A 13,177-nucleotide genomic window follows, 5' to 3' on the forward strand; every position below is an offset into this window, starting at 1 on the left:
TCTCGACAAAGGTACTGACAAGCACAATTTTGCGGATGTCGATGCCATGCCTGAACGTAGCGGTTGCGGCAAACGCACCAAAAATCAGCGAACCTGGTATTTAGCTTGAACGGCAGCGATGAATTTTGGCCACTCGGCGGCTCGTTGCGCTGCGATTGACTGTACATGCGGTCTCGCGCCCAGGCGTTGAAGCAAATCGCTGGCTTGAGGGAAGCCTTCCAGAAGATCGATGGCGAACAGTTTCTTGGCGACAGAGACTCCCAGTTCAACCGAGTAAAGAAACACGATGTCGGCCATGGTAAAGGAGTCGCCCGCCAGGTAGGGGGAAAACGTCGCGTGTCGCTTCAGCGCCGCAAAGCCGGCGATCAACTCGTCACGAGCCTTGGTTTTGATTGCATCCGGAGACTGCGCCCCGAACAGGGCCTCCGGATAGCAACTACGTGCCGGCAACTCAACGTATAGCTCAAGTTCTTTCATCAAAGCGCACACACGGGCTTTCTCAGCTGGATCCTTAGGAAGCAGCGGAACACCCTCGGTCGCTTCTTCGATGTAGTCGAGCAGGACGCTGGTTTCATTCAGATAGCCGTTGGGTGTTTCCAAGTACGGTACTTTTCCGCGTGGGCTTTTGGCGAGAAATTCGGGATTTTGGCCCGGATATGTCAACACAAATTCGAAGGGCACGCCTTTTTCGAGCAATGCCAGTTGCACCATATTGACGTAATTACTGGATGGGAAACCGTAAAGTTTAAGCATCATTTTTCCTAGTGTTTTTTGAATATTAAGCCAGTGAAGGATTGATCAGGTATTTACCCCCGGTGGCGCGCTGGGTATAGTTAGCAATTTCGTCGAGATGGAGTGCTTCGGCCAGCGACACCACCTTCGTATAGTGGCAGGCGAACACCGTTTTCAGGTCGGCAAGTACGCGTGCTTGCATCTGCAAGCGCTCGCTAGCACTGAGTGTTTGCATGTAATGCGTTAGCAACCAACCACTGATATCAAAGGCCAAACCAAAGTTGAGTCTGATGGTGGTCGGGGAACGATCAAGCACCCCGTAGATGTAAGCCTGCTTACGCGTTGCCGACCCATATCTACTGTAGGGCTCGGATTGAAGCAGCGACTTTTCCATCACGGTCATAATCTGTGCGAGCAAATCGCCCCCGCCAATCGGATCGAATACCAGCGTCGCTCCGGTGGCCTCAATCGCGTTGGTTAATTCTTGCAGAAACTGAGGAGATGCGGAATTGCAAACCCACTTGGCGCCCATTTCCTTGAGCAGATCATATTGGGATTGGCCACGAACAATATTGACCAAGTTGATATTCTCTTTCAGACACAACTTGATTAGCATCTGCCCCAGATTGCTCGCCGCGACTGTATGCACGATCGCCTTGTGTCCCTGCTTGCGCATGACATCCACCATACTCAATGCAGTGAGTGGGTTAACAAACATGGCCGCTCCATCTGCAGCCGTGCAATCGGCCGGCAGTGCTACGCATTGCGCAGCCTTGGCACAGCGATATTGCGAATACATCTCGCCACCGAATGTGGCGACCGTTCTGCCGAGCAAGGCCTGTGCTTCTGGTGATTTACCGGCGCTTACCACCACGCCGGCACCTTCATTACCGACTGGCATCGATTGATTGAGTCGGCCTTGCATAGCGGGCATCGCCAGCGCCGGTACGGTGGCAGTGACAATCGGAAATTCTGCGGTTCCGGATACGTTCGCAGTGCTCATGTCTGCTGCGCCAAACAGCAAGTTGAAATCAGACGGATTGAGTGGTGCAGCCTCAACCCGGATGATCACGTCATCTATTGCAGGTTCGGCGACAGGAATTTGCCGCAGGGATAATTCCAACTCTCCACTGTCTTTGATTAGAGAGTGTAATTGCAATCCTGTAGTCGCTGGATGTGTCATGATTTTCCTAGTTGGATGCTTTTTGAGTTGGCAGGTCTACACGCTCTCGTGGCCCATCCGAAAACTGTGTTAGTAGTTTCGGATAAATTACTTCCGAGGACTATCAGTTTTCCGCAATTTGTGAATTTGCTCGACGACCGAGCACTGTGCCTCAACTTAGATTAGCACTTTTTCCACAGAAAATTCATTAGCACTTTTTCCACAGAAAATTCTCGCAATGAATTTCAAAAAATCAAACTAGCAATGCCGTTTTTTCTCAGCGGATCACCTCATTTTTTATTAAAATGAAAATCTCGTTCAAGAAAAGATAAGTCCTTCCAATATTCGTAATATCTCAAAATATTCAAGTTAATAACCAGCTTGACGCCCCAAATGAAGCAGCGCATAGTATGAGCATGAGCAAAGACAATGATCAACATCTCCCCCCCGCCGTGGAAGTCACCGAGATCGATAATCCTGCATTAGCAAATGCGGGATTCGAAGGCTTTGAGCAAGATCTGGTGCAACTGCAATCTAAACCGCTCAAAGCGCGCCAGATTATCGTCCGTCTCGAAGGTAGCGCCGTCGTCTATCACTCTACCAATTTACGCCTGCGCACGCGTCCAACGCTGATTAAAGACTATATCGCTTACGTCAGCTTTGGTCCGCAGGCAAGTGGTACCGCGAACGGCTTGCAAGTGAGAAATGATTTGATGTTGGCGGTACCACCTTCCGCCAGCATTGGTATCGTCACCGATCCTGATTACGAGAGTGTAACCCTGTTATTTCGCCCGGAAGACATTACCGCGCATCTGAGCGTGCGTGAAACCGAAGATAGCTTTCACCTACCAAACGAAGTCGAAGTACTAAACGTAGGCGCGGCGCAAGCAGGACATCTTTTTGCTTTAGGAAAACGACTAGCCGAAGCTGCAGCGGAAAATCCCGCACAGTTTGAAACATCGCGTGAACACAGAATTGCGGCGCAAGCAGATTTAACAGATAGCTTGCTCACCACACTGTCAGGAACCCATAAGTTAGAACCTGAACGACGTGAACGAACACGTCAATTACAAAGTGAAATTGTACGCGCCGCAGAAAGATATGCCCTGGCCAATATCGATGAACGCTTATACGTCACTGACTTGTGTCGGGCGGCAGAGGTAAGTGAACGAACTTTGGAATACGCTTTTCGCGCAGTCATGGGACTTAGCCCAACCGCCTATCTGACCCGAATACGCTTACACCGTGTGCATCATGCACTGCTGCTAGCGCGCCCAGGAACCACAACCGTCACAGCGGAAGCGTTGAGCTGGGGCTTTTGGCATTTTGGTGAATTTTCGCGTGCCTATAAAGATTGTTTTGATGAGCTTCCTTCTGACACCTTACGGCGCTCTTCAAATCCTGAAAAAAATCTTAAACCTTAATTCAGTAACTAAGTTGAGCAACTTAGTTTAGTAACTTAGTTCAGCGCTCTAATTCACGCAACAGTCCAAGCCTGAAGATGTTTGCTGACGCTCTGCATGCGCGGAATGTGTCAAGCCATATAAGGCAATGTCGATATAGTGTTCCAGATAATCGTGCCAACTATCCGCATGGATTTGCGTATAGCGTGAATGCTTCCAAATCATCATCATGATGATAGGTGCGGTCAATAATCGCGCATGAATTTCTAAATCGACTGAGCGGATTTCACCGCGTTGCATACCACGCGCCAAAATACTGGCAACTAATTGCTCGCCACGGACAATAATTTCTTCTTGATAAAAACGCGCCAATTCAGGAAAATTAGCGGCTTCTGCCATCATTAATTTAGGCAAACCTGACAACTTCGTTTCGCCCATTTTATGCCACCAAGAGCGCATCACCAATCGAAACAAGTCCTGCGTATTTCCTTCAAATTGTGCTATCAAATGTTCCGCTTCACCTAACAATGGCCCAACGTTTTCACGCACAACGGCCTTGAACAATTCTTCCTTACTCGAAAAATACAAATACAAGGTCCCTTTCGATACGCCAGCCGCTTGTGCTACATCGTCCAAACGTGTGGCAGCGTAGCCAAACTCGACGAACAAATCCAGAGCCGCCGCTAATAACTCCTGAGGGCGTGCGTCTTTTCGTCGGGCTCTGCGCGGCTTACACAAACAAGGCATCATGGTGATCAATTCCATTTAAATTATCGACCAACACTACTTGGACGAATCAGAAAAATAAGTCGGTCGCCGATACACGCTAACGTTCTTTTAAGCAGGTACGCAACCAAGTCAAAGCCTCGCTCATTGATTCAAAAGCGCACCATCGCACCTTATTTTCTTGGAAAATTTTTTCAAAAAAAGGCAGCATGATGGAACGGCCTTCTACTTCTTCTGGCACGACGTAAGCGACTATCATCGGTGTGCTTAGCTGTGACAAATGTTGTTTAAATTCTTGTGCATAGAGTGCAAGCGCATCGGGCGCCATCAACATACTGTGTCGATATTCGACAATCGCAGGGATTAATTCTGTCACTTTCGATTCAGCAATACAGGCACGCCGGACTCTGCCGAGCGCCTTAATCCCTTCTACATTCATAGGTCCAGTCAGAACGCAATGAAAAATATTATGCTCTATCCAGACTTCATAATCGCCATGTGCATTGCGATTTTCATAGTGAAAATTTTTACTCGAAAATACCTTAGGCATCGCAAACCCTGATCAAAAATTCACTACGATTGATATTTGATTTTGCGTAGTAATTATTTCGCACAGTGCATGGCGCTCATATTAGGCAATGGCATCCACAAACATCAAAGTTGAAGCAACCCAGGCACCACCCAATGCGATAACGACTGAGGTGACAAAACAAGCAATCTGATCAAGTATTTCCTGCATACGCATGATTACACTCCTTCTTACACAGCGACCAACAAAGCAATTCAATAATGACTTTAGTTTGCTCACATCTCGCGTATTGCGATCAAGGTGGTGAGCAAAAACTTAGCGCTCAAAATTCCAGTAAATCTTTACCGACAATCACCGTTCCGGAAAAATATTTACGCACGCCATTGGTATAGCGACTCATATCGGTTTCTCCATCGGTGCCTGGCGAAATATGTGTCAAGACGACCGATTTCACACCAGCTTTCTTCGCAATCTGACCGATTTGTTCAGGTGTAATGTGTTGCTTTTCCATATGCATACGCACCGCATTCAAAGCTGGGGGCGGTAAGCGAGTCGTCGCAGCCAATTCTTTCATGGACGCTTCCAAATCATTGACTTCGCATACCAAGACATCCGCATTTTTTGCAAATTCGATTAAGGCATCGTTAGGTCCCGTATCACCACAAAACACCACAGAGCGATCTGCTGCATCAAAGCGATAAGAAAAGGATTTGTCGGTGCTGGCTGTTGGGTTCGTCTTCGCGCCTTGATAATGATTATTTTCCATCGCGGTCACCACAACGCGATCATCCTTAAATACCACCCCATTCGACTGAATATCATGTGCTGCAAAATTTCCATTCACAGGTTTCATAGGGACACCTGCGCGAAAAATGCGCTCAGCAACACTCAAATAATTTTGCGCTGCTTGCACTAAATCTGTGGTGGATGGTGGTCCATAAAAACGTATCGGTGCGACATTTTTATCATTGCGCTTGTTATCTTCCAACCACGCAAATGACATCAAGGCACCGAGATCGGCATTGTGATCAATATGATGATGGGTGATAAAAACAGTACGCACATCAGATGGCACTAAACCCATCTGTGCTAGCTGTCGCGCAACGCCGTTGCCAGCATCGATCAAGTAAGGACGACCACCGACGATCAACAGATTGGCCGGTTGTGAACGTTCTTTACGAGGAATAGGTCCGGCTCCTGTTCCGAGCAATATCAAGCGAGTCGCCGACAAAGTTTGCGGAGCATTGTCTGCCGTAGCTTGTTGTGCATATGCGGCGACCGACACCATGGCCGGAATGATGCAGCCTATCAGCTGCGATGCGATTTTCAATTTCAGCGGATATCTCATATGCACTCTTTCATCAAGATAAATAGGTTAACAGCAAGCTTGCGAAGTCATTCTCTGACTCATGCAATCAAGCGTCTATCGGAATTCCGCAATCTCCTTCGCATTCCGTCAAATGCACAACATAACAATTTTTTTAAAGTTAAATTACGCACAAAATCCTGCCGCCGGCACGTCAACTTCAATTAGTCGCAATGTCGCGCTAGGCTTATTCGCAATCTCGACAGGGTTGTGTGTGTCTGAAGTACAAATCAATAAGTGCTTTCCATCAGGACCACCTAAGGCGACCGCGTACGCGTGGGTATCAAGCTGTACTGCTTCGACAACTTCACCACCTTCCAGTACACGTAAGACGCTGTGTTCGCCCTCGGGATTCGCCAACCAGACAGCACCTTCGGCATCCAATGCAATACCATCAGGTCGCGTTCCTTCTGGCAATCGCGCATAAGCCCTAGCTTCTGACAATCCGCCATCCTTTGCGATATGGAACGCTGTAATTTGAGTTCCCATACATTCCGCAAGCAACAAAGTATTGCCGTCCGGCGTGATCGCCATGCCATTCGGAAAACTTAAATCTCGCGCAACGATGCGATGACTACCATCGGGATCGACACAAGCAATCACACAAGTATGCACAGGTGCATTTTGCGGATCGAAAAAATTGTAGCCAATATCACCAATATAAAATCGCCCTGCACTATCCAAGATGCCATCACTCAAACAAAATACGGTCGAATCACGCAGATCAGCAAGCAAAGATAAGGCGCCATCTCGCCATTCAACTACTTGTCTTTGCAATGCATCCGCGAACACTAAAGTTCCATCGTCACGAATTCCAAAACCATTTGGCTTGAACGGCAAGTCAAGCACAGTCTCCAACTGACCTTGCAAATCCACAGTGCGAATAGCATTGCCATGGATATCTAAGAACCAAAATTTTCCTGCGTGCCAACGTGGACTCTCAGTAAAGCGAAGTCCTTGCCCTCTCTCTACTAACACACGCGTCTGGGTATGTATTTCCATAGCATCCACTCAATAACAATAGAAATCGGACGGAATGCAATCGTTCATTTGCCATTTGCAAACTACGAGCTTCCACACTCTGCACTTCCAAACTTTGTCATGGCCAGGGAAGAAAATTCACTCAGCGAAAAAGTGAATTAATTCGACATTCGATGCCAATCAAATTCATCCATCAACGCTATCTCTCTTTTTTGCACATAGTCTTCGGCAGTGTGAGTTGAGTATCTAGAATGCGCGCAAGCCACACTATCGAAAATCCGCAAATACCACAGTTATCTGGAAATAATATCGACATATTTTTTTCACATCCGTAACAACACAACGCCAACGCTATGCAAGCTTCCTCACATTAATAAAGAGCGGCAGCTTGTCAGCATTCATATTTTTCATACTGCGTTTTATTGCAGCCTTGTTTGAACTACGCAACACACTTCAAAACATTTTCTCTTTTTTTGTTTCTTGCGGAATTCTGATAGCGAAGCTTTGGCATGAAGTTGAAACTGCACACACTACGCCATTTCTATTCAATAAGAGGAGACATTCAATGCCACGCCTTATCGACCTAACACAAACGCTCGATCCAGAAAATCGCGCCAAGCTTCCACCTCCGCTTGCAGGTGCTGCGAAGATCGTCTCACCCGCGATTGAATACGCCCATCCCGCCAAAACTGGCGCAGATGAATTTTGTCGTTACCTCGGATGCACACATGATGATTTGCCACATGGCGAAGGCTGGGGCGAAGAAACATTAACCGATATGTCTTCACACTGCGGCACGCATGTTGATGCGCCTTTACACAGTGGTTCTATGATCGAAGGCCAACAAGCGCGCACGATTACGGATATTCCATTAGATGAACTTTATCGTCCTGGCATCGTATTAGATGTGCGCCCTTGGGCCAAACACAATGAAGAAATTACGATAGAAATGCTGGATGCGGCATTGGCTGCAACTGGCACTACGATCAAAGCTGGCGACGCAGTCTTAATCCGCACTGGGCAAGAACGCTACACATTAAGCGATCCTTTATTTTATCAACAGCCAGGCATGAGTCGTGCGAGCACTCTGCATTTAACACGTCAAGGCGCGACCATACTTGGCACGGACGCGATTGGTTGGGATTTGTCTTTTGGCGTGATGTCGAAAAAATTTCAAGCATCTGGCGATAAGACCGTATTGTGGGATGGACACAAAGCCATCGTCGAACGCGAAGCCTTCATCGTGCAACAAATGACGAACCTAGGCGAACTACCTTTGAGTGGATTTATGGTCGGATTCTTCCCTATTAAATTGGCACGCTGTAGTGCTGCACCAGCACGCGTGGTGGCATTTGTAAACGACTAAGACAACAACAATTTTCCAGATGAACTTTGGTAGTGGCGACCTGTATCTCCACTACACCGATTTATTTTAACTTTCGAGGGGCCCGCATATGGCCATGATAGATTTCTTTGATCGCGGTTGGAGCATCCATCCCAATGGACCTGCATATATTCAAGATGATCGCGTCTACACATTTAATGAAGTTGGCGAATTATCCTGCCAAGTGGCAAACGCCTTATTAGCAAGCGGCTTGCCCAAAGAAACTAAAGGTGCGGTATGGGCTTTGAATGACACGACCGCATGGACTTGTGCACTAGCAATCTGGCGCGCGAATATGTGTTGGTTACCTGTCGGTGCGCGCAATTCCAACGATGAAAATCAATTTGTACTAGAACAATTCGACTGTGAAGTTTTGTTCTACCAAAAATATTTCGCGGCCAATATCGCGGAAATTCAAGCGCGCTTACCCAAGATCAAATATTGGATATGCATCGATGGCGAATCCCCTGAAATTAGCGCTTCTGTCAGCCTGAGCGACTGGATTAAAAATCAGCCTGCCACGAAGCCACGTGTTGCCGTTGATATGGATGATGTGGTTGCGATTGTGCCGACAGGCGGCACGACTGGTCATCCTAAGGGGGTCATGAACACGCATCGTAGTTATCAAACTGCATTTGCGCACTTGATGATCGCGCTTCACTATACAGGCGACGAGCAAGCAGTCGCCTTGGCTGCTGCACCGATGACACATACCTCGGGCTTATTATCCATTCCAGTCACGGCACGTGGCGGCGCAGTTGTTATTTTGTCGCGTCCTGATCCTGCGCTGATGTTAGCAGCTATCCCTAAACATCGTGTCACTGAATTGTTTTTACCGCCAACCGTCATCTATCGTCTATTGGATATCCCTGACCTGAATATGAAGGTGGATTTCTCATCACTGAAATATTTTGCTTACGGTGCAGCCCCAATGTCGGTCGAAAAACTGAAACAAGCGATAGAGGTATTTGGACCAGTGATGGCCGGCGGCTACGGACAAACAGAAGCACCGGGCACCATTTCAACCATGCCACCCGATGATCATTTTGTGGCAGGGCAGATTGCATCCGACTCACGTCTATCCGCAGTTGGCCGCCCCAATCCCTTCGTCGACGTCGTCATCATGAACGACGATAAGCAGATCGTCGCAAATGGAGAATCTGGTGAAATCTGTGCGCGTGGTGATCTGATCATGAAAGGCTATTACAAAGATCCCGTCAAGACGGCGGAGACCATTGTTGGTGGCTGGTTACATACGGGCGACATCGGCCATATCGATGAAGAAGGTTTCTTACATATCACCGATAGAAAAAAAGACATGATCATTTCTGGTGGCTTCAATGTCTACCCTAGTCAGGTCGAGCAAGTCATTTGGGCACATCCAGCTGTACAAGACTGCGCTGTCATCGGTGTACCGGATGAGAAATGGGGCGAGGCAGTTAAGGCCGTGGTTGAGCTCAAAGCGGGACAAGAAATTGATACTGCAGAATTGATTGAATTATGCAAAGCGAAATTGGGTAGCGTGTGCGCACCTAAGAGTGTTGATGTGATTGAAGCATTGCCACGAAGTCCAGCTGGAAAAGTACTGAAAAAAGATTTGCGCGCACGTTATTGGGAACAATCGGGTCGCAAGATTTAAGCATTAGTTGGAAACATCTCGACTAACAACATCGATCACAGAAAGAAAACTTAATATGAGTCATATCTACATTGCCGGTATCGCCATGACCACATTTGGCCGACATATCGATCGCAGTCTCGAAGATCTCGCAGGAGAAGCATTGCAAGGTGCGCTGAAAGATGCTGGTTGCAATATCAGTGACATTGGTGCCGCCTACTATGCGGGTATTACCAATGGTCCACTGCAAGGTCAATTTGCGATTCCTGGTCAAGTTGTTCTGAGCAAAATTGGTATCGAACAAATCCCCATCTTCAACATTGACAACGGTTGCGCCGCAGGTAGTTCCGCCTTCCATTTAGCTGTGCAGTCTTTGAAGGCTGGCAGTACCGACGTCGCGCTCGCGATTGGTTGCGAAAAAATGAATATTCCTGATCGCTTGCGCGCACTCACCGTGATGGAAGCAGGATGGGACGTCTCTCGTGCAGCGCAAAACTATGAGATGTTGATCAAGATGGGTGATGGTATCGAGATTCCGGATGGATCGGAATCGGATAAACCATTTAGTAAATTCATGTCGATTTACGCTGCCATGTGCCGCTATCACATGAAGACTTTCGGCACGACCCAACGTCAGATTGCAGCGGTAGCGGCAAAGAATCATGGCCACTCCGTACACAATCCTTATTCCCAATCCCGGAAGACGTTCAGTGTGGAAGAAATCCTTGCCGCACCACCGATTACCTATCCATTGACACTCCCTATGTGCGCGCCATTATCCGACGGCGCGGCCGCAGCCATCGTCTGCACAGAAGAAGGCTTGAAGCGCATCGGCGCAGACAAATCACGTTGCATCAAGGTTGCCGCCAGTGTGATTCGTAGCTTTAGCCTACGTAGGTTCAATCAACCTGAATTGCATTTAGCACGTTTGGCGGCGGATCAAGCCTATGAAATGGCGGGCCTAGGACCGAACGATATGCATGTCGCTGAAGTACACGATGCAGCAGCGATGGGTGAAATCATTCAAACCGAAAATCTTGGTTTCGTCCCGCTGGGTGAAGGTGGACCTGCCGCTGAGCGCGGTGATTTCGCTTTAGGCGGACGCATCCCTGTCAACACCTCTGGCGGGTTGGAATCAAAAGGTCACCCATTAGGTGCGACGGGGATCGGTCAACTTTTTGAGTTGGTCACCCAACTACGCGGCGAAGCAGGTTCACGCCAAGTGCCAGGAGCACGCCACGCGATTCAGGAAAATGGTGGCGGCATGATAGGCGTAGAAGAAGCCGCAGTCGGAATACATATTCTGACCAAATAAATTTAAACCGATGTAAAAAATAGCGTCGATGAAAAATAGCGCATGACATCAAATCACTTGCAGTTCTATAAAAGTCTAAGGAGACAGCTTTGAAATCACATCATTCCTCCCATCAGCAACCACGCCGATCGACCTTACGTAAATCGGCTCTGAGTATCGCCGTCATGACCTTGTGCTCGATGACAAGCGGCTTTGCATCAGCAGAAGATTTGAAAATCGGCAATGCCGACGTCGTCGTGCGCTGGGACAATACGGTTCGTTACAACTACGGTATTCGTATGCAGGAACAAAATCCTGCTTTGTTAGCCAATCCGAATACCGACGATGGCAACCGAAATTTCGGCAAAGGTCAAACCATTGCAAATCGACTCGATTTACTCAGTGAATTTGATTTGATTGTCGATAAAAATTTTGGTCTGCGTGTAAGTGGCACAGCCTGGGCTGACGATGCATATCGTCATCTCTCTAAAGACAAAGTCAATCCCGCCTCGTATAACGGCCTAGCAGGTCCGGGCAACTTAAACGCTTATACCAAGCGCTATGCGCAAGGTGTCTCTGGCGAAGTTCTCGACGCATTTGTGTTTGCCAATTTTGATGCCGGCGACACGCCAATCAATGTCCGTGCTGGTCGGCACACCGCTTATTGGGGTGAAGGATTGATGTTGGGTAGCGCGATGCATGGTGTCAGCTATGGTCAATACTCGCTGGATTTGTGGAAGGCCTATTCAACACCAGGTGCAGAAGCGAAAGAATTATTCCGTCCTCGAAATTCGACCACGGTGTCAATACAACCGGCCAATGATCTGTCGATCTCTGCACAATTGTTCTTTGACTGGGAAGCTGCACGTTTAGCAGAAAGTGGCGCATACCTCGCCTCGAATGACGCTTTATTCAGCGCTGGTGAAAGCTTTATTTTAGCTACTGCGCCACGTACCCTGCGTGCCTTACCTGGTGAAACTGGTAAGCCAAAGAAGACCGGTGACTGGGGGCTCTCCGCACGTTGGAGTCCAGATTGGCTGGATGGCACCTTAGGATTCTATGCCCGTCGCACCAGTGATATTTTGCCGCAACTGTCTTTGATGAATGCCACCACAGCATTACCAGCCGCTGCTTGCCCGACAAGTTCACAATTACCAGTACCGACCGGTGTGCCAGGTACCGTCACTTGCTACATTAACCCAGCCGCGGCATCCTTACCACAATTGGGCGTGGGTCAAGTCGCTAAGTACTACACTAACTTTGGCAGCGACATCGGCGTTTTTGGTCTCTCCTTAAGCAAAAATGTAGCGGGCTTGAGCGTTGGCGCAGAATTAAGCATGCGTACCAATATGCCACTCAATAGTGCACCGGTATTTATTCTGCCAGATGCCTTAGCTGCGACCCGTACTGGTTTTGCAAGCATGACCGCTGCAGCGAAAGCCCGCAGCAATGGTGAAGTATTGGGCGCACGTGGCGAAACGATGCATGGTGTATTGAATTTAGTGGGCGTCATGCCTAGCAATGGCTTCTATGATATCGCCTCCCTAAGTACAGAGTTAACGTGGAATCGTGTATTGCGCGTGACGGATGATCCTTACGGCGTCTATAAAGGCACGAAAACCTATGCAGCCAATCCCTTGAATATTGATGCCGTAACGCGAGATGCATTTGGTATTGCTTTAGGGTTCACACCGAGCTGGTTAAGTGCATTGCCGAATGTCGATATCTCAGTGCCAATTGCCTATAGCCGTGGCTTGCGTGGTAACTCTGCAATCTCTAATGGTGGTTCAGTCGGTGCAGGTAGCTGGTCGGTCGGCATCATGGCCGACGTACAGGCGCGTTATAACTTTGCTTTACGTTACGTTGGCTCATTTGGTCCATTTAGCATGAGTCCAACTGGCGCGATGTTAGTACCAGCGAGCGCAAACTCAGTTTTATCTGACCGCGGTATGTTACTGCTGACGTTCAAAGCATCCTTCTAA

The 13,177-nt window shown here is 48.2% G+C and carries 11 protein-coding genes; 5 read left to right on the forward strand and 6 right to left on the reverse strand.

Translation table 11 applies throughout. The features are described from left to right. Positions 1-84: 84 nt before the first annotated feature. A complete protein-coding gene (locus AC1RR2_RS09070) occupies positions 85-753 on the reverse strand; it encodes a glutathione S-transferase family protein (RefSeq protein ID WP_493221927.1) in 669 nt (222 codons plus the stop codon). A gap of 25 nt (positions 754-778) precedes the next feature. Next, positions 779-1,915: a zinc-binding dehydrogenase gene (locus AC1RR2_RS09075; protein ID WP_493221928.1), complete on the reverse strand. Its 1,137-nt coding sequence runs from the start codon at positions 1,913-1,915 to the stop codon at positions 779-781. A gap of 389 nt (positions 1,916-2,304) precedes the next feature. Between AC1RR2_RS09075 and AC1RR2_RS09080 the strand changes: the two genes are divergently transcribed. Further along, positions 2,305-3,318, forward strand: a complete 1,014-nt coding sequence (locus AC1RR2_RS09080) for a helix-turn-helix domain-containing protein (RefSeq protein WP_493221929.1) — start codon at positions 2,305-2,307, stop codon at positions 3,316-3,318. Positions 3,319-3,366: 48 nt separating this feature from the next. Here the strand turns inward: AC1RR2_RS09080 and AC1RR2_RS09085 are convergent, their stop codons facing one another. The 4 genes from AC1RR2_RS09085 to AC1RR2_RS09100 all read right to left on the reverse strand — a co-directional run bounded on the left by AC1RR2_RS09085 (position 3,367) and on the right by AC1RR2_RS09100 (position 6,920). Continuing rightward, positions 3,367-4,062 carry a TetR/AcrR family transcriptional regulator gene (locus tag AC1RR2_RS09085; protein WP_493221930.1) on the reverse strand — a complete coding sequence of 232 codons (696 nt, stop codon included), beginning with the start codon at positions 4,060-4,062 and terminating at the stop codon, positions 3,367-3,369. A 61-nt stretch (positions 4,063-4,123) separates the two neighbouring features. Beyond that, complete coding sequence (locus tag AC1RR2_RS09090; protein WP_493221931.1) at positions 4,124-4,573, reverse strand: hypothetical protein; 450 nt, start codon at positions 4,571-4,573, stop codon at positions 4,124-4,126. 301 nt (positions 4,574-4,874) lie between these two features. Beyond that, positions 4,875-5,900 (reverse strand): MBL fold metallo-hydrolase, encoded by a 1,026-nt coding sequence (locus AC1RR2_RS09095; RefSeq protein WP_493221932.1) that lies wholly within the window; start codon positions 5,898-5,900, stop codon positions 4,875-4,877. Positions 5,901-6,044: 144 nt separating this feature from the next. After that, on the reverse strand, positions 6,045-6,920 hold the full coding sequence (locus AC1RR2_RS09100) for an SMP-30/gluconolactonase/LRE family protein (protein ID WP_493221933.1): 876 nt from the start codon (positions 6,918-6,920) through the stop codon (positions 6,045-6,047). A gap of 544 nt (positions 6,921-7,464) precedes the next feature. Here AC1RR2_RS09100 and AC1RR2_RS09105 point away from each other — a divergent pair. The 4 genes from AC1RR2_RS09105 (at position 7,465) to AC1RR2_RS09120 (ending at position 13,177) form a co-directional block, all read left to right on the forward strand. Further along, positions 7,465-8,265: a cyclase family protein gene (locus AC1RR2_RS09105; protein WP_493221934.1), complete on the forward strand. Its 801-nt coding sequence runs from the start codon at positions 7,465-7,467 to the stop codon at positions 8,263-8,265. Positions 8,266-8,353: 88 nt separating this feature from the next. Beyond that, entirely contained in the window at positions 8,354-9,922 is a 1,569-nt protein-coding gene (locus AC1RR2_RS09110; protein WP_493221935.1) for an AMP-binding protein, read from the forward strand. Positions 9,923-9,977: 55 nt separating this feature from the next. Next, entirely contained in the window at positions 9,978-11,216 is a 1,239-nt protein-coding gene (locus AC1RR2_RS09115) for a thiolase family protein (protein ID WP_493221936.1), read from the forward strand. Between the two features lie 89 nt (positions 11,217-11,305). Next, a complete protein-coding gene (locus tag AC1RR2_RS09120) occupies positions 11,306-13,177 on the forward strand; it encodes a DUF1302 domain-containing protein (RefSeq protein WP_493221937.1) in 1,872 nt (623 codons plus the stop codon).

The organism is Undibacterium sp. GW821-FHT11H02 (genome assembly GCF_058808015.1).

Bases quoted from the DNA above. Each gene is read 5' to 3' on its own strand.
- AC1RR2_RS09115 (WP_493221936.1), top strand. From the start codon at position 9,978: ATGAGTCATATCTACATTGCCGGTATCGCCATGACCACATTTGGCCGA.
- AC1RR2_RS09075 (WP_493221928.1), bottom strand. From the start codon at position 1,915: ATGACACATCCAGCGACTACAGGATTGCAATTACACTCTCTAATCAAA.
- AC1RR2_RS09100 (WP_493221933.1), bottom strand. From the start codon at position 6,920: ATGGAAATACATACCCAGACGCGTGTGTTAGTAGAGAGAGGGCAAGGA.
- AC1RR2_RS09095 (WP_493221932.1), bottom strand. From the start codon at position 5,900: ATGAGATATCCGCTGAAATTGAAAATCGCATCGCAGCTGATAGGCTGC.
- AC1RR2_RS09105 (WP_493221934.1), top strand. From the start codon at position 7,465: ATGCCACGCCTTATCGACCTAACACAAACGCTCGATCCAGAAAATCGC.
- AC1RR2_RS09070 (WP_493221927.1), bottom strand. From the start codon at position 753: ATGCTTAAACTTTACGGTTTCCCATCCAGTAATTACGTCAATATGGTG.
- AC1RR2_RS09080 (WP_493221929.1), top strand. From the start codon at position 2,305: ATGAGCATGAGCAAAGACAATGATCAACATCTCCCCCCCGCCGTGGAA.
- AC1RR2_RS09110 (WP_493221935.1), top strand. From the start codon at position 8,354: ATGGCCATGATAGATTTCTTTGATCGCGGTTGGAGCATCCATCCCAAT.
- AC1RR2_RS09085 (WP_493221930.1), bottom strand. From the start codon at position 4,062: ATGGAATTGATCACCATGATGCCTTGTTTGTGTAAGCCGCGCAGAGCC.
- AC1RR2_RS09090 (WP_493221931.1), bottom strand. From the start codon at position 4,573: ATGCCTAAGGTATTTTCGAGTAAAAATTTTCACTATGAAAATCGCAAT.